Consider the following 23884-nt stretch of genomic DNA (forward strand, 5'->3'; position numbering starts at 1 on the left):
GTCGGGGCGAACGGGCATACCCGACGACGCGGTCAGGCCAGTAGTTCGGCGTCACACCCCAGCAACCGATAGGTCGACATGGCGCGCCGGTCAAGTGTGACCAGCGTTCCCGACGCCTCCCGTACCGTGGCCGCTATCAGTGCGTCATAACTGGGGCCACCGGAGATGCCCGAATTCGGGAGTTCCCGGACGATTGCATCTCGATAGGCAGGTGCCGCCAACATTAGGGGCGCCTCGGGGAAAACCGCATCCAGGTAGCGGGCAACGATGCTGGGGTGAGCACGGTGCGGGGCAGGCAGGCGGGTGAGCACGCTGTAGACCTCCACCATGGCGTGGGCAGCGATGCCAGGCCGTCGGGCGACCTCGTTGCGCGCCACCTCGTGTGCCTCGTGCCAACTTGCGAACGCTGCGATCACAACGCCTGAATCGACGTATCTCACCGTCGCACTTGTTCCAACGTGGCACGAACTGTTTCGGTGGTCAGCGGCTCGATTGGCTCGTCGGTTACTGCAACGGGCACCCCACCGGACTCAGCAAGATGCATCCCTGTCCCGGAGACGTCGAGGCTGATGCGGCCGTCCACGATTGCGATGTCCAGCACGTGGCCAGGCAGGAGCCCGAGCCGTGAGCGAATCTCCTTGGGGATGACGACGCGGCCACCGCCATCAATGGTTGTACGCATGGGTTCAATCTACCATTGCGCCAGCGCCGTGAATGTCGTGCGGTGGAACGGGGCCCGCTCCACGAAGGCCGCAATCACCCCACCATTCGGGCTGCGGCGGCTCCGGTCGCGAACGGAGGGGCCGACGGCGGCGGCCGGCTTGCGCAGCAGGTCTCACCCCACCAACGGGTTGACCACGCGCAGAGCCGGAAACCAGGAGAAGTCGCGGTCGGCAGACCACAGTTCCCGCACCCCGTGACTCAAACAGATGGCCGCGACTCTGGCGTCGTGCACCCTTGCTCCGGCCACGCCGGGGGAAGCAAGCAGCAAGTCTCTCAAGATATCGCCATGGTCCGCAGTTTCCGTCAGCACCTGGGCATGGGGCAGATGAAGCAGACTCCTCATCGCCTCAACGGCTACCGGCACGGCCGTCGGAGGGCTGTAGATCCGCGGATGGGTAATGATGGCGAGGAACTCGTGCAGACACGGCCATGGGATGCCCCACGGGGCGCGACCCGTGGCCACCTCGCGCAGTAACCGCAGGGCCACGGCGTGATGCGGGCTGTCCTCCCGGTGGGCGTACACCAGCAGATTGGTGTCGAGCGCGATCACGACGGCAAACCGTAGGAGCGGTCGAGGGCCTCCTCCGGGGTAAGGCCTGCGATGAGACCCTGGCCTCCCGTGGTCGGGAACTGGAAGTCGATCCGACTTGAGGCCGAGCGCCGTTCGATCTCGCTAAGTAGGCCCGCCACCACCAGTTCGCGCAAGGTCGCCCCCTCTCGTCTGGCGACTTCCTTGGCCCGCTGCGCCAACGCATCAGGAATGTCGATCGTCGTCTTCATATGGGTTACCGTATCATCCGGCCCGTACGCCCGTATCTACGCCGGGCAGGGGCGGCGTAGCGGCCCAGGCCCTTCCGCACGGCGCCGGACACGGGTGCACGGGTGCACGGGTGCACGGGCGATCGCAGCCGATTCACTCCTGCAACTCCCACGTCCCGCACCCCTGGGAACTGAAGCCCGAGTCGCTCGCGGCAATGGTCACCGTGGTTGGCCCGGAGGTGAAGTCGTTGGCGATGATGTCCCCGAACTCACCCGAGAATCCGGAGAGCCGCTCCCAATAGCAACTACTGGCGCCTTCGGTGCGGTAGACGCCCGGGTCGATGTCCTCCCCCACGCGCCAGGTTCCGTTGCCGAAACTTCTCTCAGCGGCGGCCGCAGCAGCGTCGGCTTCCGCTTCCTCGGCTGCGGCGATCTGGCCCTCCGCTTCTTCAGCAGCAGCCAGGGCGGCGTCGCGTTCGTCGGTCATGGTTTCGAGTTCCCCAGCCAACTCATCGCGCTCGGCCGTCACCTGCTCCAGTTCTTCCGCAACGTCCAGGCTTCCGCTCGCGGCCTCCATCTCAGCGGCAAGTTCATCACGCTCGGAACTCACCACCTCCAGTTCCTCCAGAACTGCATCGCGCTCAGCCTCCACTTTGGCCAACTCGGCGCCGGAGGCAGCAGCACCGTCGTCGGCGCTCCCCCCGCCGGCTGCGATGCCGACGGTGAACGCCAGCACTCCGGTCAGGACGGGGATGATCCACCTGCTGCGCTTCTTGGGTCGGCCGCGGTTCGGCTCCGGGTCCGGTTCGTCCGAAGCGGACCTGGCATGGGCGGAATGCTCGTTGTTTGCCGGCCTGGGTGATACCTCGTAGGGGCTCGGGTGGGAGGCGTTCTCGGGAGGCCTCGCGCCAGCCTGGCCATAGGGATCCTGCGGGTAGTTCGTCATCGCACTGTCCTTTGCTTCATTCGGTGGTGATCATGAGGTCGAGTCCGGAGTTCGGGTGGTAGCTCCAGGTCGCGGCGAAGCGGTCCCAGGAGTCGCTGACTCGACCATCGAGTGCCCTCGTGGAACCGATCTGGGTGGTAATGCGTGCGGGCATGTCGAGCGCGCCGTACACACAGAGAAGTCCGACGTAATCAATGCCGATCGAGTTCTCCTCACCAACGGTCTGGAGGAGCAGCGTGGCGCCCCCATCGGCCAGTCGGACGCCCAGTTCGTCCTCGTAGCCGCACTTTTCGTAGGCGGTTGCAAGGGGGCCCGGTCGCGCGTTCCAATACGCGGCTCCCGCACCAATCAGGGCCACTGCCAGCACCACGACACAGCCGACCCAGATTCGGATCCGTCGCTGACTTCGCGCTTGAATCTCCGCTCTGACCGAGTAGCCCGCGACGGGCGTCCCCCCGGCGGCCAGCGCCCTAGCCACGTTGCGGTGCACTTCCGGTTCAGCGTGCGCTTCGCCGGGTCCAGTTGCTTGGGCGTTGCGCCCGCTGCCTTCCTCGCCTGGTTCGGTACCCATGGTGCCTCAGAACCGGGGAAGGGCGAGCAGGTTGTTGGTCTCTACACCGTCAGCGGCGGTGGTGATGTAGGGCACGCCGGAGGCGCTCTGGCGGACCACGACCTCGGCCTGCTGGCGAGTGGTGTCATTGTGCGAGCGGCATCCCTTGCCGCTGACGATGTGGCGCACCGCCTGCTCCCGGGTCATCAACCACAGGGCACCGGTAGTGGCGAACGAGTACTGCACGGCGGCGATCTGGGTGCTGTGCATCCCCGGATCGCTCACGCGCACTCTCCGGATGTAGATCATGGTGGGCTCCTGAACTCGAAGGACCCGGTCCGAACCGGGATGCCCGGACGCTAAGTTCCGTCGCCACGGCCTGGCTACGTTTGGCCCGATAAGCCCCTTTATCAGGATTCGCGATAAACACAACCTAATCAGCGCCTAGAGTGGCACCACCACCTACTCCGGGAGTCGGCCATGACGCATCCCAGCGCCACGGACACAGCGTCCGCCGGCGATGCTGCGCCTGGCACGCTCCTGTCGATGGCCGACATCGCCCGCCTCGCCCGCGTCCGCCGGCCGGTCGTCACGATCTGGCGACGGCGCAAAGCCACGGGCACGGACCCATTCCCCGAACCGGTCAACCCTGGTGCGGATCGGCTGCACTTCAATGCCAGCCAGATCGCCGCATGGCTCACTCGCACCGGCCTGGGCAACAACCCGACGGTCAGCGAGGACGCGCCCGCGTACGCCCGGACCGACGAACGCTGGCACGAGGCCACTGCCTTCGAGGCACGCCTCGCGGCCCTGCTCACGTTGAAGGCCCTCACCGACGCAGACCTGACCGATCTCGAGGCCGAGGCTCTCATCGACCTCGCCGATGACGTCGACCCACACGATGAGTTCCTCTTCAGCGAGCTCTCCGCAGCCGCCGCCTCCCCCGGCCTCCCCGCCCACGCCGAGTCCGTGGCCAACGCCGCCTACTCCGCAGCCGCAGCATTGGAACGCTCGGTGCAAGACGGTTCGCGGCACAGTGAGCATGGCGCACACGCCCTCTCCCCCACCGCCCTCACCCTGGTGGCCGACCTGGCGAACGCCCTGCTGCCGGGCGACAGTGACGAAGCCCATTTCGCCGACCCCCGCCCCGGGAGCGGCGACCTCCTGATGGCCGTACGCTCCCGACTGCCCGAGCAGATCAGTTCGACCGCCCACACCAGCAGCACCGGCAGCCCCGGCGAACGCGCCACGGTTCGTCGTTTGGTCGCGAGTGGTTGGATCCGACACCCTCTCGCCCAGGAACCGGGACAACTGCCCCACGCCGTGGTCCTCGCACACTTCCCGGCTGCTGACGAAACGCCGCTGACCACCCTGCAGGCCATCGACAACCTCGCCCTCGAACTCGCCCCCGACCAACGCGCCGTCATCGTCGCCCCGGCCCAGGTCCTGATCGACCCGCTCACCGAGCGCGCGGCCGACAATCTCCGCGCCGGTCTGCTGCGTCTGGACAAGGTCCGCTCCATCGTGCGCCTACCTGCGGGCTGCGTACCTCGCCGGCCCCGGCAGATGATGGCGCTGTGGGTCCTGGGCGCCGCCCACCCGGACGTGCCCGGCGAGCGCCGCTGGACCACGATCAGCGACCTCAGCGACGTCTCCTTGACGGCCGCGGTGAGCACCGACGTCGTCAATGACACCCTGGCCGCGATGGGTAACGAGGCAACGGTACGCGCCCACGCCTTCCACTACTCCCGCCGGATCGCTGCTCGCCGGGTAATCGCCACCTCCGGGCCACTGATTCAAGGTCCCACCACGGCGCCGCCCCGGCGCCTGCGTGACGGTGCCGAGGTCGCCCAACGCATCACAGCCCTGGGTGAAAGGCTCGACGGCGACACTCACCCGCCGCTATTGCCGCACCTGGATCTGGTCCCCACCAACCAGACCCGATTCACGCGGGCCCCCGGTGCGCAGACCGTGCAGCACTGGCTCGGCGCGGGTGCACTGCAGTTGCTTCCTGGACACCGCATCGATGCGGAGCACCTCGGCGCGACGTCCGGAGCCCCGATCCTGGACGCGGACCGCCTCGACCGCGGCCAGTGGGGACCGGGCACCCCCCAGCACATCGGACTTCTGGCCCTGGCCACCCACTACCCGGCGGCCCGGCTGAGTGAACCCGGGGACGTCGTCTTCACCATTGCCGGGGGACTGCGCGCTGTGGTCGATACCGACGGCGGTGGCGTGACGCGCTTCCCGGTCCGCACCCTGCGGGTGGTAACCGACAGCGCACTGGATCCGGAGATGGTGTGCTGGGCGCTGAATCAGCATGGCCGCGCTGGCGGTAACGCCTGGCGCTCGGTGGCCGTACCGCCGATCAGTCCCGACGAACGTGTGCCGTTGCGTGAAGCAATGACGGCGATTGACCATGCGCAGGCTCAAGCCATGGAACGCTTGGAAGCATTGCGCGACCTCAAGCACGAAGTCCTCGATGGCTTGAGCGCCCGATCCCTCACTTTTGATTCCACCCAAGCCGACGAAGGACCCTAACGACGTGCCAGCGCAACGCAAAAACGCCACAGCTGCACCGAGCACCATGAAGGAACTCAAGGACACGCTGTGGAAGGCCGCGGACAAGCTCCGCTCCTCCATGGACGCCTCCCAGTACAAGGACGTGGTGCTGGGCCTGGTGTTCCTCAAATACGTTTCCGATGCCTTCACCGAGCGGCGCGAGCAGATCATCGCCGAACTCGCCGCCGACGGCATTGAGGGCGACCAGGTCGACGCGTTCCTGGATGACGTGGATGAGTACACCAGCCGCGGCGTGTTCTGGGTGCCGCCGACCGCCCGGTGGGAGTACCTGGCCACCAACGCCAAGGGCCGTCCGGCTTCAGGTGCCGAACACGCCCGCACCATCGGCGAACTCGTCGACGACGCGATGGACCTGATCATGGGAGCCAACCCCTCCCTGGCCGGGACGTTGCCGCGGATCTACAACCGGGACAACGTAGACCAGCGGCGCCTGGGCGAGTTGATCGACCTGCTCAACAGCGCCCGGTTCACCGGCCACGGCGCCACCAAGGCCCGCGACATCCTGGGCGAGGTGTATGAGTACTTCCTGGGCAAGTTCGCCGCCGCGGAAGGTAAGCGCGGCGGGGAGTTCTACACGCCCCCGGATGTGGTGCGGGTGCTGGTGGAAGTGCTCGAGCCGTACTCGGGTCGGGTGTATGACCCGTGCTGTGGGTCCGGGGGCATGTTCGTCCAGACCGAGAAGTTCCTGCAACGCCACGACACCGAGCCCACGGCGATTTCGGTGTACGGGCAGGAGTTGAACGACCGCACCTGGCGGATGGCGAAGATGAACCTGGCCATCCACGGATTGAATGCCAACCTGGGCACCAAGTGGGGCGACACCTTCGCCCGGGATCAGCACCCCGATGTCCAGATGGATTACGTGCTGGCCAATCCCCCGTTCAACATCAAGGACTGGGCCCGCTCGGAGGAGGACTCCCGCTGGACGTTCGGGGTGCCCCCGCGCAACAACGCCAACTACGCCTGGATCCAGCACATCCTGTCCAAACTTGCCCCTGGCGGCAGCGCCGGTGTGGTGATGGCCAACGGGTCGATGTCGTCGAACTCCAGCGGCGAGGGGCAGATCCGCGCCCAGATCGTGGAGGCGGATCTGGTGTCCTGCATGGTGGCGCTGCCGGCGCAGTTGTTCCGCTCCACCGGCATCCCGGTGTGCCTGTGGTTCTTCGCCAAGGACAAGTCAGCCGGTGCCGGTGGGTCGGTGGACCGCACCGGTGAGGTGCTGTTCATCGACGCCCGCAACCTCGGCCACATGATCGACCGGGCCGAGCGGGAACTACGCGAAGAGGACATCGCCACGATTGCCGACACGTTCCACGCCTGGAAGGGCACCCAATCGGCAATGGAGGCGGGGCTCGAGTACGAGGACGTGCCGGGCTTCGCCTACTCGGCCACCCTCGCCGAGATCAAGGAGGCCGACTACGCCCTCACCCCGGGAAGGTACGTGGGCGTGCCGGAGGTGGAGGACGACGGCGAGCCCATCGAGGACAAGATCGAGCGCCTGACCAAGGAGTTGTTCGAGCAGTTCGAGGAATCGGCGCGGTTGGAGCAGGTTGTGCGTGAGCAGTTGGGGCGGGCGCTATGAACACCACCCCTGTGCGAGATCTGATTTCTGCAGGTCATCTACGGGTGGAGGATGGCAACCACGGAAACGATCGTCCAAGAAGGAATGAGTTCACGACATCAGGTATCGCGTTCGTTCGTGCTGCAGATATGACGAGTGGACGTATCGACTTCGAGGGTGCAGGGAAGATCTCCTCCACTGCCCGCACACGAATTAGGAAAGGGGTAGGCGAGCCAGGCGACGTACTTTTATCCCACAAAGGAACCGTGGGTCGAGTTGCTATCGCGCCAATGAACGCCCCAGACTTCGTTTGTTCGCCGCAGACGACCTTCTGGCGCAGCCTGAACGGGGAGGTTCTCAACCAACGTTACCTGCAATTTGCGCTAGAGGGTCCCGACATTCAAAGTCAACTCAAGGCAATTGCGGATAGCACTGATATGGCGCCGTATGTCAGCTTGACCGCGCAGCGTTCACTCAGACTCAACCTTCACCCAATTGAGGAGCAGCGGGCGATCGCTGAGGTGCTGGGCGCCCTCGACGACAAGATCGCCGCCAACTCTCGCTTGGTCGATACCGCTGACCAATTGGCAACTCTGATGACGCGAGAGAGGCTTGAGGGCTCTAGCGCACCCCTGCACACCCTCGCCACCGTCACCATGGGAACGTCACCTAAAGGTGACACGTTCAATGAGACTGGCCAAGGTGTGCCCTTCTTTCAAGGAGTTCGCGACTTCGACGTGCGATTCCCCCGGGAACGAATCTGGACGACTAATCCCATCCGAATGGCCAAGGGCGGCGACATACTGGTCAGTGTCCGTGCGCCAGTCGGCAGAGTCAATCTTGCGCCGGGTGATGTCTGCATTGGTCGAGGGCTCGCTGCCGTCAACTCCTCGACCGATCAACAGTTCACTCTCTTCCACCTTCTTAAGCAGGCTGGCGCCGTCTGGCAACCCTATGAAGCAGAAGGCACCGTTTTCGGCTCCATCAATAGAAAGCAGTTGCATGACCTGGAAATTCCGCTAATCCGCGAGTCACACCGATCAACTCTCGAAGCCAAACTACGGGCCCTCGAAAGCAGGATTCGTACCGCACTCTGGGAGAATGAATCCCTCGCCGCCACGCGCGACGCCCTTTTGCCTGCCCTCATGTCCGGCAGGCTCCGCGTGAAGGACGCCGAGCGCCAGATCGAGGAGGCGGTCTGAGGATGCGATCGCCGTCGGAGGAAGCCTGGGAACAACTGGCCATCGAAGTCCTGGGCGAACTTGGTTGGCAGCCAACCACAGGCACCGCCATCGCACCGGGGGCAACCACCCCCTTCGGTGAGCAGGAGCGGCACGCGTGGGACGAGTTGCTCATCCGCCCACGGCTGCGCGCCGCGCTGCGCCGGCTGAACCCCGACGTCCCGCGCGACTACCTCGACCAAGCCCTCGACGTCATCGGCTCGGCCACCTCCCAGGACGCGATCACCGAGAACCACCGCATCCACGACTTCCTCGTCAACGGTCTGCGCCTGCCCTACATCGACTCCGACGGCAAGGAGCAGAATCCCACCATCCGCCTGATCGGTGCCGACCCGGACCACAACGACTGGCTCGCCGCCCGCCAGGTCACCATCACCCGCGGTGACGTCACCCGCCGGTTCGACGTGGTGCTCTACCTCAACGGGATGCCGGTGGGCATCATCGAACTCAAACGCGCCGGTGCCGCTCAGGCCGATACCGCCGCCGCGCACGCCCAGTTGCAGACCTACCTGCGCGAGTTTCCGCTGGCGTTCCGCTTCGCTGCCATCACGATCATCTCCGACACGGTGACCGCCAAGTACGGCACCCCGTTCACCCCGCTGAACCACTACTCACCGTGGAACGTCTCAGATGACGGCGAAGCGCTAGGTGCCCACTCGCCGTCGTCCATCAATGAAGGTGACCAAGACACGGCACTGGACCGGGTGCTGCACGGCCTGACCCGAACCGACCGGTTCCTGACGTTCCTCACCCACTACGTCGCCTTCGATGAGACCAAGGCAGGCCTGATCAAACGGATCGCCAAACCGCACCAGTTCTTCGCCGTCGAACGGGCCGTCGCCAAGACCCTGGAGGCGGTGGACTCCCACGGCAAGGCCGGCGTGGTGTGGCACACCCAGGGGTCGGGCAAGTCGATGGAGATGGAACTCTACGCCGCCCAGGTGTTGCAGCGTCCGAAACTGCGCAACCCCACCATTGTGGTCATCACCGACCGCACCGAGTTGGACGGGCAACTCTATGAAACGTTCCGACGCTCCCAACTGCTGCCCGAGCAACCCCAGCAGATCCGGCGCCGGGAGGAGTTGCGTTCCGAACTCGCCAATCGCATCACTGGCGGGATCTACTTCACCACGCTGCAGAAGTTCGGGCTGAGCAAAGCCGAGCGCGACTCAGGCATGACCCATCCGCTGCTGTCGGACCGGCGCAACATCATCGTGATCGTCGACGAGGCCCACCGCAGCCACTACGACAACCTTGACGGCTATGCCCGCCATCTGAAGGACGCACTGCCTCGGGCCACTCTCATCGCCTTCACCGGCACCCCGATCTCCTTTGCCGACCGCAATACCCGCGAGGTGTTCGGTGACTACATCGACATCTACGACCTGACCCGGGCCGTGGAGGACGGCGCCACCGTCCCGGTGCACTTCGAAAGCCGGCTGATCAAGGTCGACCGGGCGGAAGACCTCACTCCTGAGGACATCGACCGCGCCGCGGATGAGGCCACCGAGGGCCTGGATGACACCGAACGGGCGCGGATCGAGAAGACCGTGGCGGTGATCAACGCGCTCTACGGCGCACCGGAGCGGATCGCCACCTTGGCCGAGGATCTGGTGCAGCACTGGGAGGGCCGCCGGGAGGCGATGTTCGAGGCGCTCGGGACCGAGGAGAACCCGCGCACCCCTGGTAAGGCGATGATCGTGGGCGCAACCCGGCAGATCTGCGCGGACCTGTATGACGCGATCGTTGCGTTGCGACCCGAATGGCACACCGACAGCGAAGCCACCGGCACAATCAAGGTGGTCTACTCCGGCGACGCCACCGACCAGCCGCCGATCTCTGATCACGTACGCCGCGATTCACAGAACAAGACCATCAAACAGCGGTTGCGCGACCCTGACGACGAACTGGAACTGGTGATCGTCAAGGACATGATGCTCACCGGCTTCGACGCCCCGCCGCTGCACACGTTGTACCTGGACCGCCCGCTCAAGGGTGCACTGCTGATGCAGACCCTGGCGCGGGTGAACCGCACCTTCCGGGGCAAGCAGGACGGCCTGCTGGTGGCCTACGCCCCGGTGGCGGACAACCTGGCCCGGGCGCTGGAGGAATACACCGACACCGACAAAAAGGTGCGCCCGCAGGGCCGGGACATCTCCGAGAGCGTGGACGTAGCGAAGGATCTCATCGGAGCGTTGGATGGGCTGTTGCAGGGATCCGGGTGGCGGGACCGGATGGCCCAGCCGGGCGTCCGCGCTTACGCCAATGCGGTCTCTGCGGCGGTGGAGTACCTGCGCTCGCCCATGACGCCGGGTAACCGCGTGAGCGGTGAGGAGGAGTCGCTGGCGGCGAAGTACCGGCGATTGTCCTCGCGGTTGGGCCGGATCTGGGCGATCGCCGGGCGCTCCGATGCGCTGGCCGGTGTGGCTGATGATGCGCGCTTCTTCGAGGAGGTGCGGGTGTGGATGGCCAAGCGCGACGCCGAGGAGCGTCAGGCCAACGGTGAGCCGGTGCCCGAAGAGGTGCAGCGAATGCTGAACAAGTTGGTGGCCTCCGCGGTGGTCTCCGAAGAGGTGATCGACATCTATGGCGCCGCCGGTATCGACAAACCCACGTTGAGCGATCTCGATACCGGCTTCATCGCCAAGATGAAGGAGGCGCCCAACCCGCACCTGGCGATCGAGGCGCTGCGGAACATGCTGCTGGAGGAGAGCCGCACCGCCGCGCGGAACAACGTGGTGCGCCAGCGCGCTTTCTCCGAGCAACTGCGGGATCTGATGACCAAGTATGTCAATCAGAACCTGACGTCCGCGGAGGTCATCGCGGCCCTGATCGACATGGCCAAGGACGTGGCGGCTGAGCCACACCGCGGTGAACAGTTCTCTCCGGCGCTCTCAGATGATGAGTTGGCGTTCTATGACGCGGTGGCGACCAACGAATCAGCCGTCGCCAAACTGGGCAACGGCGTGCTGGCCGATATCGCCCGGTCACTGGTGGAGGTGATGCGCCGGGATACCCGTACGGACTGGACGGTGCGGGAGGACGTACGCGCGAAGTTGCGTTCCTCGATCAAGCGGTTGCTGGCCAAGCACGGTTACCCCCCGGATAAGCAGCCCGCGGCGATCAAGTTGGTGATGGACCAGATGGAGTCGCTGGCTCCGGGGTATGCGCTGGACAGTGAGGGCCTAAAGATCCGCCAGTAACCAGCCGGGCCCGGGGACTGCGAACTTGACGCGCGACTCTCCGAGGCCGCCGCCATCGGTGGCCAACGAGGCAACCTCCGAACTGTCCCATCCTGCGACCAGGATCTCCCCCTCGCGCACCAGGATGTGTTGCGGCCACCGAACGCCCGAGTCCTGCTCGGTCACCAGGACCGGAGCCTCACCTGAGACGTCGAATAGCGAGATCGTGTCATACCCACGGTTGGCGAAGTACACGTGCCGCCCATCCAGTGACAGTTGGATATCCCCGGGGTAATTGCGGGTATGCCGGGTGCGAGCCGGCCCAGTGCGGGTGGTGCTCGGCACGGACTGCACTTGGCCGTCCCGAGGGTTCAGCACCAGCAGGTTCGACCCAAGTTCGCCGGTAATCGCCAATCGACCGTCCGGCATCTCCGCGAGGTGGCGGGGGCCGGAGCCTGCCGGGACCGGAAAAGTGCGCAGCTCCTCCAGGCGCACGGACCCGGAGCCCGCGAAGACCTCAAACTCTCGTATCAGGTCCGCACCCAGATCCACCACCCAGGCGCGGATACCGTCATCACGCTGCTGGAAGACCACCTGATGCGGGTGTGCCGCCTCTTGGCGCTCACGCTCGGGCCCCGAACCCTGCAGTTGCACATAGTGACCCTCACCGGCGAGTGAGCCATCGGACTCCAGGAGCCAGCACGCCAGTTGACCGGAGGTGTAGTTCGTGACGATCAGCACCGAGCCGCTGGGGTCGACCGCGAGATGGCACGGTTCCAGTTCGGCAGGACCCGCGAGTTGGTCGCTGATCAGCCGGCCCGCACCGTCCGCGACCGAGATCGCGACTACCTGGCCCGGCTTCGCGACACCGGCGGTGCCGTAGACCACTGGCAGGCGTGGGTGCCAGGCCAACGCGGAAAGTTGCTCGATCGTGGTCAAGGTGGTTCTCGTCCAGCCATCGTCTTGATAGGCACAGCGGACGAGCCCGTGCTCAGCACCGGCGCCACGGGAGGCAACGAGGAAGGAGTCAGCGTTCATGAGGAGCACCCTTTCGATCGACTGTGACCGCGATTTCCCGCAGCCTATGCGGTAGCCGGCTGCACGCCATGGTCAGCGTGCCGTCCCAATACACCGGGGCTGGACACCTGCCGGGTCTCACCCTAGTATCCCAACATGGAACCGCGTTCCACGTCATATCACTCCCAGGGTCTCACCCGGGCTCTTCGCGTGCTCCGTACGCTCGGTGCGCACGACGAGCCCATAGCCTTGGCGCAGTTGTCGCGCCAACTTGAGTTGCCCAAGTCGACTCTGGTGCGACTCCTCAGCGTGCTGGAAGCCGAGGGATTCGTGCGCAAGGCCACCGATGCCCCGACGTTCGAATTCGGTGACGCGCTGATCGAGATCGCCAACAACGCAATCCATCGCGTCGACGCCGGGACGGTCGCGGCCCCCCATCTTCGCCACCTCGCCGAAGCGACCGGATACACCTCCAACGTGGGCGTACTTGCCGGAGAGGCGGTGCTGCACCTTCGGGTAGAAGAACCCCAGCGCGCCCTCCGCTTCAGGTCAAGCAGCGGATCGATCGACCACCTGCACTGCACCGGCCTCGGCAAGATGCTGCTGGCCACGCTGCCTCATGACGCACGTGCTGAGTACCTACCGCCGGCTCCCTATCCGACATTCACGCCAAGGACCCTCACCACCTTGCCTCAGCTTGAGAAGGAGTTCGACCGGATTCGAACGAACAGGTACAGCGTCGATGATGAAGAGCGGGATTCCGGGGTTATCTGCCTCGCCGTACCGGTTCCCAATGATCAGCAGGCCGTCTGTGCGGTCAGTATCGCGGGCCCCGCGGGCGAACTGACGCCCGCGCACCGACTGGATGTACTTCAGGCCCTCACCGAGACCGCCGCCGCTCTCGGCAGTGAGAGCCGCTTCCTGAGCGCACTTCGCGCGTTCAGAGACGCCTACCCCATCCCCCACGAAGGAACTTCATGATCGTCGATGTGCATACGCACAACCTGCTCCCTGAGCATTGGGGCTCCGAGCACAAAGTGAACTGGGAGCCTGCCTACGGCGCACCGTACCCCTCCATTACCCCGGACCAGTACGACGCAGCCATGCAAGCGGCGGGGATTGACGTCGCCATCGTGTTCGGACTGGCCGCCTCACGAGCAGGTGTCCATACCCCCAACAGTTACGTCGCCGATTTCTGCTCGAAGGCCACCACTCCCACGATCGCCTTCACTGCCATCGACCCATTGGACGCGAACTGGCGTGAACAACTGGAAGAGGCTCAGAGCCTGGGTTTCCGCGGCGTCAAACTGTATCCAGTCCTCTCCCTCTTCGACCCGCTCGCACCGGAATTTGACGACTTCTACCGCTTTCTGCTCAAGCACCGCCTCGTGGCGCTGTGGCACATGGGTGCCACCCCCAGTCCGCAGGGACGCCTCGCTCTGAGTCAACCGCTGGTCGTCGAGGAAGTGGCTCGGCGATACCCCGATCTGGTCCAGATCATGGCCCACATGGGCCATCCTTGGCAGCGCGACGCCAACATCGTGCTCCGCAAGCACAAGAACGTCTTCGCCGATGTCTCCGCGAGTTGGTCGCGCCCGATGGACGGCTTCTTCAGCCTCGTACACGCCCAGGAGTGGGCAGTCACCGACAAGTTGTTGTTCGGCAGTGACTACCCGCTGTGGGAACCCAGAACAGCGATCGAGCAGTTCACCCAGTTGGCTGAGTTGCGAGCAGGAAACCTCCCGCATGTGCTCGAGGAAACGGTACAGGGCATCCTGCATCGCGATGCCCTACAACTGCTCGGCCTCGACGACCCACGCCCCAAGCATTCCTAACCACCATCACCTCATCCCCTGATGACCCTGTTCCTCGAAGGAGCGCCATGCCATCCCCTGATAATCCGGCACCTGCCGCCGAGCGAGGCCACGCCCTTCACAAGAAGGCCTCGCAACTGATTCCGGGAGGGGTGAATTCAGCCACGCGCAATATCGGGTATCCCGCTGCGTTCAGCCACGCCCGCGGATCGACGATCACCGATCTCGATGGTCGGGAGTTCGTCGACTACCACTGCGCATTCGGGGCCACGCTGCTGGGGCACAACGACGAGCGCGTGAACGCTGCCGTGGCGGAGACCTTGGGCACGATCGACCTCGTTGGACTGGGGATCACCGACCTCGAGGTGCAGGCCGCCCAACTTGTCCACGACCTCATTCCGTCCGTCGAGATGTCGATCACGACCATGAGCGGGACAGAGTCCACGTTCCAGGCAGTACGGTTGGCCCGGGCGGCCACAGGCCGCAAGTATGTGCTGAAGTTCCAGGGTTGCTTCCATGGGTGGCACGACGCCGTAGCCCGAAACGTGGCCTCATCCGCGGAAAGCGCGTGGGGGCACGACCCCCTTTCGGCTGGAATTCTCGACGATGCGCTCGAGGCCACCCTGATCGCCGAGTTCAATGACCTTGGTTCGGTGGAAGAGGCGTTCGAACGCCATGCCGGGCAGATCGCGGCAATCATCCTCGAGCCCGTTCCACACAACGTGGGCGCCGTGCTACCCACAGATGAGTTCCTGCGCGGCCTACGCGAACTGTGCACCAAGACCGGCACTGTGCTCATCTTCGATGAGGTCATCACCGGTTTCCGACACGCTGCCGGCGGCTACCAGGAATTGTGTGGGGTAACCCCCGATCTGACCGCCTATGGCAAGGCCATGGGTAATGGCTTCCCGGTCGCCGGCATGGGCGGGCGGCGCGACCTCATGGAGCAATTCAGCTCCGCCGGCGGCGACGTCCTGCTGGCCGGTACCTACAACGGCAATCCGGCATCCATGGCGGCCGCCGTGGCCACCATGACAGCGATCAACGATCCTGAGGTCGGCTTCCACGACCATGTCTACCGGCTCGGTGAGCGCATGCGATTCGGCCTCGCTCAGATCATGAAGAACCATGACGTCCCCGCCGTCGTCACCGGGATCGGGTCCGTCTTTGTCACGTACTTCCTCAGCGGGACCGTCAGCGGCTACCGGGACTTGCTGCGGAACAACGATGTCGCCTATGCGGAGTTCCATCGCCGGATGATCGATCAGGGATTCATGATGTACCCGATGACCCTCAAGCGGAATCACATCACCCTGGCTCACACCGCAGACCAGATTGATCAAACCCTGGCTGCCACCGATGGCGTGATTTCTTCGATGGTCCGGGACGGAGTGTTCGACCGCCCAGTCCACCGCGTCGCCGACCGCGCACAGAGCCTTCCCCCGAGGTGACCTCGACGCCACCTGCCCCGATTCGGCCCTAGACCCGACCTCGTCCGGCCCGGGTTCACCGGCCATCCCCTCATCCTGCTGTCCGCATCGCGCGCGGCCAGCACCCCATGCGGCCACGCCGTGCTTGACCGGTCGAAGACCGCGCCCTACAGTTCAGTTCACCCCGATGAAGCGGAGTTCACAAATGAGAAACAGATCAGCCACGCCAGGCGGCCCCTCCATGAACCGACGTAACTTCCTCCTCACGGCGGGCGGCGCCGGCCTCGCTGCAGCGGTGGGAGTGGGCACGCTCACGTCCTGCAGTTCCGGTGGCGGCGACTGGGACGGCCAACTCCGGATGCTCGGGTGGGACTTCCAGCCCGAGATGATCCAACAACTTGTCGGCGAATGGTCAGAGGCGGAGGGAACCGACGTCGAAGTCTCCATCATCCCGAACCTGGGATACTCCGCCGCCCTACAAACCCGGCTCCGTGGCGGTGATGCCACCGATCTCTACTACAACTTCGCGTACAACTCGCAGAAGTTCGTCGACCAGGGCTGGGCATCGACGCTCAACGATCTACCGGGAGCCGACGATCTCATCGCGGACCTCTTCCCGAGCGCTCGCGGAACCTACGTCAACGCCGATGGCGAACTCATTAGCGTTCCCTACTTCTCTGCGGTGCACATGCTGCACTACAACGAGAGCATGGTCGCCGATGCGGGTTTCAGTTCGCCCCCACAGACGCTCCAAGAGATGTACGACCAGTCCAAGGCGATGAAGGACCAGGACATTGTGTCCGCCCCCTACGTCGCCTACTGGGTCAAGGAGTTCTGCGAGGAGTACCTGCACACGTACCTCCTCAACGAAGGCATCACCGCGTTCGACGACGACGGCAATCCGGTCTTCGCCGACGATCCGAAGACCGAGGGCGTCTTCGAGTGGTGGCAGACGATGTACACCGAAGGGCTCGCGCCGTCATCGGTGCTCAATGATGACCCCGGCGTCCTGTCCAACCACATGGCACAGGGCGATGCGGCCTTCTTCGTCCTGCATCACTACTTCCTCACCTCGATACGCGACCTGGAGGGCCCGGAGTCCGCCAATGTCCAGATGGCCGCGATCGGTGGCTCCAACCACACCTTCCAGATGGGCGAAGTTCTCCAGCTGGGCGAGGTCCAGAATGACGAGGCTCGAGCCGCAGCGTGGGAGTTGATGAAGTACTACGGTTGGAAGTCGCCCGAAGGAGAGTTCACCGTCTCCAACGCATGGGCAAGCGCCGGAGGGCTCGCTGCCCCTTATCCGGGCTTCTTCACCGACGAGAACGTCCAGGACTCCTACCCCGACTACTACGACCTGTCGATGCTCTCGGATACGTTCGAGACCGGTTCGAAGGTCGTCGCCGCCCGCACCCTCCCCTGGTACCCCGACTTCCAAGCGAAGGTCGGCGACGTCATCCATGCGCTTCTGCTGGGCCAAATCACCCCGGCTGAGACCGTCAGCCAACTGACCGAGGCCGCAACCTCCGCGCAAGAAGGTGGCGGTCTGTAGTTCCATGGCTTCCAAGGCACCCTCCGTTCGCAGAGGGGTGTCGGTTGCCGGAAGCCGAAGCGTCGGCCCGCTCGAAAGTTCGGGCCGACGCTTCGGAGTCCGCCTCGTCGCGCCAGCCGCCGCCCTTCTGGTCATCCTCCTGCTCATTCCCACCGTCCTCACGGTGCTTTACAGCGTGCACAACGTTCCGGCCGACGGCCGCGGCCTGGGAGAATTCACGGGCCTTCAAAACTTCCTCATCGTCTTCAGGAGCGATGTCTTCTGGCACTCGATGTGGGTAACGTTCATCTTCTCACTCGGATTCGTTCTGTTTTCCACCCTGATCGGCCTCGGGTGTGCGGTCCTGCTCAACCAGGAGTTCATCGGACGCGGCCTTGCGCGCACCTTGCTCATCATTCCCTGGGCGACCCCGTGGCTGGTGCTCGGAATTCTGTGGAAGTGGTACGCGGACGGGTCGGTCGGTGGCCTGAACGCCCTTCTCACCACGCTCGGGATCACCTCCGAGTATTACGACTTCCTCTCCGACCCCACCTCGGCCCTGGTCCTGGCCATCGTTGCTGCGGTGTGGCGGCAGGCGAGTTTCGCGGGCATTCTCTTCCTTGCCGGCTTGCAGACTCTCCCCGGCGAACTCGCCGAGGCAGCGGCCCTCGACGGAGCGGGCACATTCAAGCGCTTCTATCACATCACCATTCCGTGGCTGCGACCCGTGCTCATCACCGTCACGGTCCTTAATGTCATCTACGCGTTCCTACAGTTCGACGTCATCTTCGCCATGACCCAAGGCGGCCCCGGAGACGCGACGCAGGTGCTGAGCATCCTCATCTACCGCCAACTCTTCGTGGTCACCAATATCGGCCTCGGCTCCGCACTCGCGGTGATCCTCGGGGTCATCGCGCTCGTCGGCGGTCTCGCCACCGTGAAGTTGCTGTACAAGCGCGAAGAGCAAGGAATGGCAGGCTGATCATGGCCCAACTGACTCAACGCAGACCTGCCACGCAACCCCGTGCGCGACGGACGAACCGATCAGGCGGTCGGCGCCGCAACCCCTGGCTCACTGCCTTCATCTACGCGGCCGCCGTCGTCTTCGCCCTGTGGATCATCCTCCCGGTGTGGTTCCTGGTCGTCTCCAGTCTCATCACGCCAAGCCAGATGGGATCCAGGTCCTTCCCACTCATTCCGGACTCCATCACCTTCAACAACTTCATCGAACTACTCTCAGGAGCAGGCGCCAGTGTCGGCAGCGATACTGCGGGCACTCGACTCATCGGGTCTATCGCCAACAGTCTGCTGGTGAGCACGGTGCTTGTTGCCCTCAACCTCGTCTTGGCCGGGTTGGCGGCTTACGGCCTGTCGCGCTTCCCGTTCCGGGGATCTCGGGGGTTCGAACTCGCGGTTATAGCGACTCGTGTGGTCCCTGCGATCGCGATAATCGGTCCGTTCTTCGTCGCCTTCAGGCTGATGAACATTCTGGACACGCCGTGGGCACTCATCATCAGTTACAACGTCTTCACGCTCCCACTGGCAATCATGGTGTTGAAGAACTACTTCGACCAACTCCCCAGGGAGATCGAAGAGGCAGCAATGATCGACGGCGCCGGCCGGATGCAGACTCTTACCATCATCATCCTGCCCATAGCCAAGCCCGGATTGGTGGCTGCCGGGGTACTCATCTTCCTGGAAGCATGGAGTGAGTTCTTCTACTCCCTTGTTCTGACGAACCAACTGACCGCACCCCCGCTCCTCGTCGGATTCCAGTCCGTGCAACAGTTCAATTGGAGTTCCCTTGCGGCCGCCACGGTTCTGACCTTGATCCCACCGGTCCTACTCACCTTGATCTTCCAGCGACATGTGGTTGGTGCTCTAGCGGCGGGACACGATAAATGAGTAAGGCGATCACTGCTGTCGTCATCAGCGCCGGAGCATGGTCACGGACCAGCCACCTGCCCGCGTTGCGCGCCGATTCCGGCGTCGACATCGCGATGGTCACCAGCCAGAATCCGGACCGGGCCCGCGAACTCGCAGAGGAGTTCGCGGTTCCGCGTTGGTCCTCGGATTGGCACGACGCCCTCGAGCAGGCCCCATCCATCGCCGTCGTCTCCAGCCCTCCGGTCGCTCATGAGGAGCAGGTCCTCGCTGCCCTGAATGCTGGCTCCCATGTGCTCGTCGAGAAGCCGTTTGCGCTGAACTCGGGAAGTGCTCGACGCATGAACGCAACGGCACAAGCAGCCCATCGCAGCCTTCTCGTGGGATTCGGGTGGGTGGCAGCCCCGACGTTCCAGTTGGCTCGATCCCTCGTCGCCACTGGCGAGATAGGCAAAATCGAACTCGTCGATTGCCACCTGGACGTCAACACCCGAGCGCTGCTCAGCGGTGGCACGGACGGCGGATGGGGTGCTGCGGATGCCTCTGAACCACGCACCTACACCGATGCCGCCATCTCTGGGGGTGGTGCCGTCGCGGTATCGATGTCGCACCAACTGGGTCTCGTCCATTGGATCACCGGGGAACGATTTACCTCCGTCGATGCCCACACATTCCCACCGGGGGCCGACATCGATCTGCATGCCAGTACGAACTTCGGCCTTGAGCACGGTGGATCCGCAAGCCTGAGTTGCGCTTCCACACACCCCTATCTCGCGCGCCCTCAATGGCTGCTGCGCATCTATGGGTCGAAGGCCCAACTGACCGTCGATTCCGTGTCGGATGCCGCTCGGATGGTCGATGCCAGCGGTAGGGTGACCGAGTTCACACCTGAGCAGGCCAGCGGCGTCTATGACCCCGGGGCTCCGACCAAAGCGCTAGTCGATGCCGCTCGAGGCCGCGATGCCCACAGCGGCATGTCCGGTCCGCTCGCCGTCCATGTGGTCGAGGCATCGGATGCGATCTACCAGAGCGCGCGAACAGGCCGACGCGTAGCAGTACCGACGGAGGGTGCACATGGTTGAGGAGCGAAGCGTCCTATTTCGGAATGCGTCCGTCCTGGATGGAACCGGTCGGGATGCCTTCACTGCCGATGTCCGGGTGGAAGGCGACACCATCACCGACGTCCGGCCGGGCATCGTCGATGACCGGGCGGAGTCCTACGACCTACGCGGTTTGACACTCACGCCCGGCTTCATCGACATGCACTCCCATTCCGACATCCAGATCCTGGCCAACCCCGATCATGAGGCAAAACTGTCCCAAGGGGTCACACTCGAAGTGCTGGGGCAGGACGGCCTCAGTTACGCACCTGTCTCCGATGAGGTGCTAGGCGAACTACGCAAGCGCATCCGGGGATGGAACGACGACCCGGACATCCTGCACTGGGATTGGCGCACCGTCGCCGACTATTTGCGCCGACTGGATGGCAGCGCCGCTGTCAACACGGCCTACCTGGTTCCGCACGGAACGCTACGGATGCTCGTCATGGGCGATGCGGCGCGGCCGGCAACACCGGACGAGGTGCGGCAGATGGCCCAACTGCTTCACCAGGGCCTCACCGAAGGGGCCGTGGGCCTCTCCGCCGGTCTCACCTACGTTCCTGGCATGTTCGCCACCACCGACGAACTGGTGGAGTTATGCCGCGTCGTCGCCGAGCACGGTGGCTACTTCTGCCCCCATCACCGCAACTATGGCCCACAGGCCCTTGAGGGATACGCGGAATGCATCGACATAGCCAAACAATCCGGTGTCGCGCTGCACTTCGCTCACGCCCACCTTTCCTTTGATGTGAACCGTGGCAAACTACCCGGACTTCTTCGTCTGTTCGACGATGCGATCGCTCAGGGTGTGGACCTCAGTTTCGACAGTTATCCCTACCTGGCCGCAATGACGACGCTGAGTTCCCAGCTCCCCAGTTGGGCGCAACGCGGTGGGATCGAGGATCAGATCGACCGTCTGCGCGACCCAATCACGCGCGAGGAGATCATCACGGCACTCGACATCACTGGATCGGATGGCCATCAGGGCCTGACCATCAACTGGTCGGACATCCACGTCTCCTCCACACCGAGTGCCCCCGAATTCGAGTGGGTGACTGCCGGCGATCTGCGGTCGGTCGCCGCTGAAGCCGGACGCAGGCCCGCTGAACTGTGCCTCGACATTCTCATCGCTACCGAACTCGGTGCCTCCTGCGTCATGTTCGTGGGCATCGAAGAACACGTCCGCACACTCATGCAGCACCCACGCCACATGGTCGGTAGTGACGGCATCCTCGTCGGCGACCGCCCTCACCCCCGTTCCTGGGGGACGTTCCCGCGGATCCTGCACACCTACGTCCGCGAGGATCAGGTGCTCAGTCTCCCCGAGGCCATCCGGCACATGACATACTCGCCGGCTCAACGATTGCGGCTCGCCGACCGAGGGCAGATTGCATCCGGGTACAAGGCCGATATCGTGATTTTTGACCCGGCGACGATACGTGCCCAGGCAACGTATGAGCGTCCTCGCCAGCCTGCAACCGGAATCGAACACGTCCTCGTCAATGGGCGGTTTGCCATGAAGAACGGCAAGGTCACCGGCACACGTACCGGACGCGCACTCAGGGGAGCAGAATGAGCGAGAGGGGAGGGGTGAAGTCGGCACGACGCACCCTGGAATTGCTCGAAGCCGTGGCACAGCATCCGGACGGAGTGACCTTCAGTGCACTCGGTGACGTCCTGGACATCCCCCAGAGCAGCCTCTACGGCCTGCTCCAAACGGTGGTCGCCGCTCGGTGGCTGGTGTTGGACGAGGAGACGAAGAGGTACTTCGTTGGCGTCAAGATGTGGGAAGCAGGGCAGCGTTTCAAGCGAAGCCGCGAAGTCACGATCAGAACGCGGCAGTATCTCCTTGCAGCCCAGCGCACATTGGGTGAAACCATCCAACTCGGAATCCTGGACGATCTCGACATCGTGTACGTCGACAAAGTCGAGGGGACTCGCCCGCTGCGGCTCGTTTCCGATGTAGGCGGAAGGCTGCCCGCCTATGTCACCGCAATCGGCAAAGTCCTGCTGGCCGACCTTGCTGAGCAACGGCTCCTCGACCGCTTCGCAGGCGCAACCCTCGAGGGCTACACGGAGAAGACCATCACCTCAGGTGATGACCTCATCGAGCATCTCGGCACAGTGCGCCGCAAGGGCTACGCCACCGATCACGGCGAGTACTCTCCCGGCGTCTTCTGCGTTGGCGTACCCATCCGGGACGCTACCGGACGCGCCGTCGCTGCCATGAGTTGTTCAGTGTCACAAACCCTCATCGACCTAGGCGAGATAAATGAGCGCGAGATCGCAACCGCGCTCCAGCAACAGGCTACTCACGCGTCCGTAGCCCTCGGGGCCGAGCCTGCCGCAGGCACCCCCGGCTAATTCCCAGCATCTGCATCCAGAAAGGGTGAGATCAATGACGTTTCATGACCCGGCTGTTGAGATGGATTGGCTGGCAGTGGATGTTCCCACTCCTTCCCTGCTGCTGGATCTGGATATCCTCGATCACAACATCGATGAGATGGCGCGGCTCAGCAAGGAAGCCGGAGTCTCCTTATTGCCGCACGCGAAAACCCACCGCATCGGGGAAGTCGGGATTCGACAGATACAGCGCGGGGCAACTGGCCTCACAGTCGCGAGCGTCGCCGAAGCGGAGGGGTTCGCCGCGGCGGGCATCGACTCACTCTTCATTGCGAATCCCGCGGCGGACGAGCACAAGTTTGCTCGGTGTCTGCAGTTGTCCACCATCTGTGACCTGACCCTCGCGATCGATACCTTCTCAGGCGCTGTGGCACTTGCGCATTTCTTCGCCTCCCGGAAGGCGCGGATCAAGGTCATGATGGGAGTTGACAGTGGCTTGCATCGGGAGGGAGTGCGCCCCGAGGACGCTCCTGATCTGGCAAGGCGCGTCAATGCGTTGGACGGAATCGATCTAGTCGGAATCTATACTCACGAAGGCACTGTCTACGGCGCGCAGGACCCTGAGGACGTGGTGCGCCGATCGCGGCTTGTTGCGCAGGAGATGGTGACGACCGCCGAACGGATACGTCAACTGGACATAGCCCTGCCCATCGTGTCCATGGGTGCCTCGGCGAGTGCCCGGGTATGCGCGACGGTCCCGGGAGTCACCCAGATCCGGCCGGGAATCTATGCGTTCAATGATGCGGGTCAGGTGGCCCTGGGCAACGCCTCGCCGGAGACCGTAGCAGTGCGGGTGATTGCTACCGTCACCGGCCATCCCGAGCCCGGCCGCGCATATATCGACGCCGGATCCAAAGCCCTTTCCACGGACCTGCTGCCCGCGGCAACCCTTAGGGGCCTATATCCCGGGCACGGCATCATCGTGAACGCACCGGGTTGGGTCATCGAACGTGTTTCGGAAGAGCATGGCTGGCTGCGCTGGTACGGAGACGGGGAACCGCCGGCACTACCGGTGGGTACCCGCTTGGAAATTATTCCCAACCATGTCTGCATGGCTTTTGCAATGCTCCGCTGCGCGTATGTGATTCGTTCGGGCGAAATCGAGAAGTACTGGGAAACCTTCGGTGCCGGCTCATAAAACCCGTGACGGAATGGTCCGG

At 64.1% G+C, this 23884-nt stretch carries 22 protein-coding genes; 14 read left to right on the top strand and 8 right to left on the bottom strand.

The genetic code is table 11. The annotated features are described in order from the left end of the window. Window positions 1-32: 32 nt before the first annotated feature. The 7 genes from ACO0LU_RS17285 to ACO0LU_RS17315 form a co-directional block, all read right to left on the bottom strand. Entirely contained in the window at window positions 33-440 is a 408-nt protein-coding gene (locus tag ACO0LU_RS17285; RefSeq protein ID WP_424792590.1) for a PIN domain-containing protein, read from the bottom strand. Continuing rightward, the gene (locus ACO0LU_RS17290; protein ID WP_424792591.1) at window positions 437-682 is read right to left on the bottom strand and encodes an AbrB/MazE/SpoVT family DNA-binding domain-containing protein; all 246 of its coding nucleotides are present in this window, start codon (window positions 680-682) and stop codon (window positions 437-439) included. Before ACO0LU_RS17290 ends, ACO0LU_RS17285 begins: the two co-directional genes overlap by 4 nt. A gap of 153 nt (window positions 683-835) precedes the next feature. Then, a complete protein-coding gene (locus ACO0LU_RS17295; protein ID WP_424792592.1) occupies window positions 836-1273 on the bottom strand; it encodes a type II toxin-antitoxin system VapC family toxin in 438 nt (145 codons plus the stop codon). Then, window positions 1270-1503 (bottom strand): hypothetical protein, encoded by a 234-nt coding sequence (locus ACO0LU_RS17300; RefSeq protein WP_424792593.1) that lies wholly within the window; start codon window positions 1501-1503, stop codon window positions 1270-1272. Before ACO0LU_RS17300 ends, ACO0LU_RS17295 begins: the two co-directional genes overlap by 4 nt. Before the next feature lie 133 nt (window positions 1504-1636). Then, window positions 1637-2428, bottom strand: a complete 792-nt coding sequence (locus ACO0LU_RS17305) for a hypothetical protein (RefSeq protein ID WP_424792594.1) — start codon at window positions 2426-2428, stop codon at window positions 1637-1639. Between the two features lie 16 nt (window positions 2429-2444). Further along, window positions 2445-2999, bottom strand: a complete 555-nt coding sequence (locus tag ACO0LU_RS17310; RefSeq protein WP_424792595.1) for a hypothetical protein — start codon at window positions 2997-2999, stop codon at window positions 2445-2447. A gap of 6 nt (window positions 3000-3005) precedes the next feature. After that, the gene (locus tag ACO0LU_RS17315) at window positions 3006-3287 is read right to left on the bottom strand and encodes a DUF3892 domain-containing protein (RefSeq protein ID WP_424792596.1); all 282 of its coding nucleotides are present in this window, start codon (window positions 3285-3287) and stop codon (window positions 3006-3008) included. A 171-nt stretch (window positions 3288-3458) separates the two neighbouring features. Between ACO0LU_RS17315 and ACO0LU_RS17320 the strand changes: the two genes are divergently transcribed. From ACO0LU_RS17320 to ACO0LU_RS17335, 4 genes are read left to right on the top strand one after another with little or no spacing between them, the layout of a single operon-like run. Beyond that, window positions 3459-5519 carry a hypothetical protein gene (locus tag ACO0LU_RS17320; protein WP_424792597.1) on the top strand — a complete coding sequence of 687 codons (2061 nt, stop codon included), beginning with the start codon at window positions 3459-3461 and terminating at the stop codon, window positions 5517-5519. A 46-nt stretch (window positions 5520-5565) separates the two neighbouring features. After that, a complete protein-coding gene (locus ACO0LU_RS17325; RefSeq protein ID WP_424792598.1) occupies window positions 5566-7143 on the top strand; it encodes an N-6 DNA methylase in 1578 nt (525 codons plus the stop codon). Then, window positions 7140-8324, top strand: a complete 1185-nt coding sequence (locus ACO0LU_RS17330; protein WP_424792599.1) for a restriction endonuclease subunit S — start codon at window positions 7140-7142, stop codon at window positions 8322-8324. Before ACO0LU_RS17325 ends, ACO0LU_RS17330 begins: the two co-directional genes overlap by 4 nt. 2 nt (window positions 8325-8326) lie before the next feature. After that, entirely contained in the window at window positions 8327-11566 is a 3240-nt protein-coding gene (locus tag ACO0LU_RS17335; RefSeq protein WP_424792600.1) for a type I restriction endonuclease subunit R, read from the top strand. On the opposite strand, the gene ACO0LU_RS17340 is transcribed toward ACO0LU_RS17335, so the two are convergent. Continuing rightward, entirely contained in the window at window positions 11549-12583 is a 1035-nt protein-coding gene (locus ACO0LU_RS17340; RefSeq protein ID WP_424792601.1) for a lactonase family protein, read from the bottom strand. The two genes, ACO0LU_RS17335 and ACO0LU_RS17340, sit on opposite strands and share 18 nt — an antisense overlap. A gap of 135 nt (window positions 12584-12718) precedes the next feature. Here ACO0LU_RS17340 and ACO0LU_RS17345 point away from each other — a divergent pair, with 135 nt between their 5' ends. The 10 genes from ACO0LU_RS17345 to ACO0LU_RS17390 all read left to right on the top strand — a co-directional run bounded on the left by ACO0LU_RS17345 (window position 12719) and on the right by ACO0LU_RS17390 (window position 23862). Beyond that, window positions 12719-13543 carry an IclR family transcriptional regulator gene (locus ACO0LU_RS17345; RefSeq protein WP_424792602.1) on the top strand — a complete coding sequence of 275 codons (825 nt, stop codon included), beginning with the start codon at window positions 12719-12721 and terminating at the stop codon, window positions 13541-13543. After that, the gene (locus tag ACO0LU_RS17350; protein WP_424792603.1) at window positions 13540-14397 is read left to right on the top strand and encodes an amidohydrolase family protein; all 858 of its coding nucleotides are present in this window, start codon (window positions 13540-13542) and stop codon (window positions 14395-14397) included. The genes ACO0LU_RS17345 and ACO0LU_RS17350 overlap by 4 nt, the downstream gene beginning before the upstream one ends. Before the next feature lie 47 nt (window positions 14398-14444). After that, on the top strand, window positions 14445-15827 hold the full coding sequence (locus ACO0LU_RS17355) for an aspartate aminotransferase family protein (RefSeq protein WP_424792604.1): 1383 nt from the start codon (window positions 14445-14447) through the stop codon (window positions 15825-15827). Between the two features lie 220 nt (window positions 15828-16047). After that, window positions 16048-17358: a hypothetical protein gene (locus ACO0LU_RS17360; protein WP_424792605.1), complete on the top strand. Its 1311-nt coding sequence runs from the start codon at window positions 16048-16050 to the stop codon at window positions 17356-17358. Between the two features lie 4 nt (window positions 17359-17362). After that, a complete protein-coding gene (locus ACO0LU_RS17365; RefSeq protein ID WP_424792606.1) occupies window positions 17363-18319 on the top strand; it encodes a carbohydrate ABC transporter permease in 957 nt (318 codons plus the stop codon). 146 nt (window positions 18320-18465) lie between these two features. Continuing rightward, window positions 18466-19242: a carbohydrate ABC transporter permease gene (locus ACO0LU_RS17370; protein WP_424792607.1), complete on the top strand. Its 777-nt coding sequence runs from the start codon at window positions 18466-18468 to the stop codon at window positions 19240-19242. Beyond that, window positions 19239-20303: a Gfo/Idh/MocA family protein gene (locus tag ACO0LU_RS17375; RefSeq protein WP_424792608.1), complete on the top strand. Its 1065-nt coding sequence runs from the start codon at window positions 19239-19241 to the stop codon at window positions 20301-20303. Before ACO0LU_RS17370 ends, ACO0LU_RS17375 begins: the two co-directional genes overlap by 4 nt. Further along, entirely contained in the window at window positions 20296-21897 is a 1602-nt protein-coding gene (locus tag ACO0LU_RS17380) for an N-acyl-D-amino-acid deacylase family protein (protein ID WP_424792609.1), read from the top strand. Before ACO0LU_RS17375 ends, ACO0LU_RS17380 begins: the two co-directional genes overlap by 8 nt. A 14-nt stretch (window positions 21898-21911) precedes the next feature. Next, window positions 21912-22685 (top strand): IclR family transcriptional regulator, encoded by a 774-nt coding sequence (locus ACO0LU_RS17385; RefSeq protein WP_424792610.1) that lies wholly within the window; start codon window positions 21912-21914, stop codon window positions 22683-22685. A gap of 34 nt (window positions 22686-22719) precedes the next feature. After that, window positions 22720-23862: an alanine racemase gene (locus tag ACO0LU_RS17390; protein ID WP_424792611.1), complete on the top strand. Its 1143-nt coding sequence runs from the start codon at window positions 22720-22722 to the stop codon at window positions 23860-23862. Window positions 23863-23884 lie beyond the last annotated feature (22 nt).

The organism is Pseudactinotalea sp. Z1748 (assembly GCF_049725185.1).
In the GTDB taxonomy this organism is placed as follows: domain Bacteria; phylum Actinomycetota; class Actinomycetes; order Actinomycetales; family Beutenbergiaceae; genus CALKWS01.

Coding starts and splice junctions, on each gene's coding strand:
- ACO0LU_RS17390 (WP_424792611.1), top strand. CDS start 22,720: ATGACGTTTCATGACCCGGCTGTTGAGATGGATTGGCTGGCAGTGGAT.
- ACO0LU_RS17335 (WP_424792600.1), top strand. CDS start 8,327: ATGCGATCGCCGTCGGAGGAAGCCTGGGAACAACTGGCCATCGAAGTC.
- ACO0LU_RS17355 (WP_424792604.1), top strand. CDS start 14,445: ATGCCATCCCCTGATAATCCGGCACCTGCCGCCGAGCGAGGCCACGCC.
- ACO0LU_RS17375 (WP_424792608.1), top strand. CDS start 19,239: ATGAGTAAGGCGATCACTGCTGTCGTCATCAGCGCCGGAGCATGGTCA.
- ACO0LU_RS17365 (WP_424792606.1), top strand. CDS start 17,363: ATGGCTTCCAAGGCACCCTCCGTTCGCAGAGGGGTGTCGGTTGCCGGA.
- ACO0LU_RS17380 (WP_424792609.1), top strand. CDS start 20,296: ATGGTTGAGGAGCGAAGCGTCCTATTTCGGAATGCGTCCGTCCTGGAT.
- ACO0LU_RS17310 (WP_424792595.1), bottom strand. CDS start 2,999: ATGGGTACCGAACCAGGCGAGGAAGGCAGCGGGCGCAACGCCCAAGCA.
- ACO0LU_RS17300 (WP_424792593.1), bottom strand. CDS start 1,503: ATGAAGACGACGATCGACATTCCTGATGCGTTGGCGCAGCGGGCCAAG.
- ACO0LU_RS17290 (WP_424792591.1), bottom strand. CDS start 682: ATGCGTACAACCATTGATGGCGGTGGCCGCGTCGTCATCCCCAAGGAG.
- ACO0LU_RS17325 (WP_424792598.1), top strand. CDS start 5,566: ATGAAGGAACTCAAGGACACGCTGTGGAAGGCCGCGGACAAGCTCCGC.
- ACO0LU_RS17340 (WP_424792601.1), bottom strand. CDS start 12,583: ATGAACGCTGACTCCTTCCTCGTTGCCTCCCGTGGCGCCGGTGCTGAG.
- ACO0LU_RS17360 (WP_424792605.1), top strand. CDS start 16,048: ATGAACCGACGTAACTTCCTCCTCACGGCGGGCGGCGCCGGCCTCGCT.
- ACO0LU_RS17345 (WP_424792602.1), top strand. CDS start 12,719: ATGGAACCGCGTTCCACGTCATATCACTCCCAGGGTCTCACCCGGGCT.
- ACO0LU_RS17320 (WP_424792597.1), top strand. CDS start 3,459: ATGACGCATCCCAGCGCCACGGACACAGCGTCCGCCGGCGATGCTGCG.
- ACO0LU_RS17330 (WP_424792599.1), top strand. CDS start 7,140: ATGAACACCACCCCTGTGCGAGATCTGATTTCTGCAGGTCATCTACGG.
- ACO0LU_RS17315 (WP_424792596.1), bottom strand. CDS start 3,287: ATGATCTACATCCGGAGAGTGCGCGTGAGCGATCCGGGGATGCACAGC.
- ACO0LU_RS17305 (WP_424792594.1), bottom strand. CDS start 2,428: ATGACGAACTACCCGCAGGATCCCTATGGCCAGGCTGGCGCGAGGCCT.
- ACO0LU_RS17350 (WP_424792603.1), top strand. CDS start 13,540: ATGATCGTCGATGTGCATACGCACAACCTGCTCCCTGAGCATTGGGGC.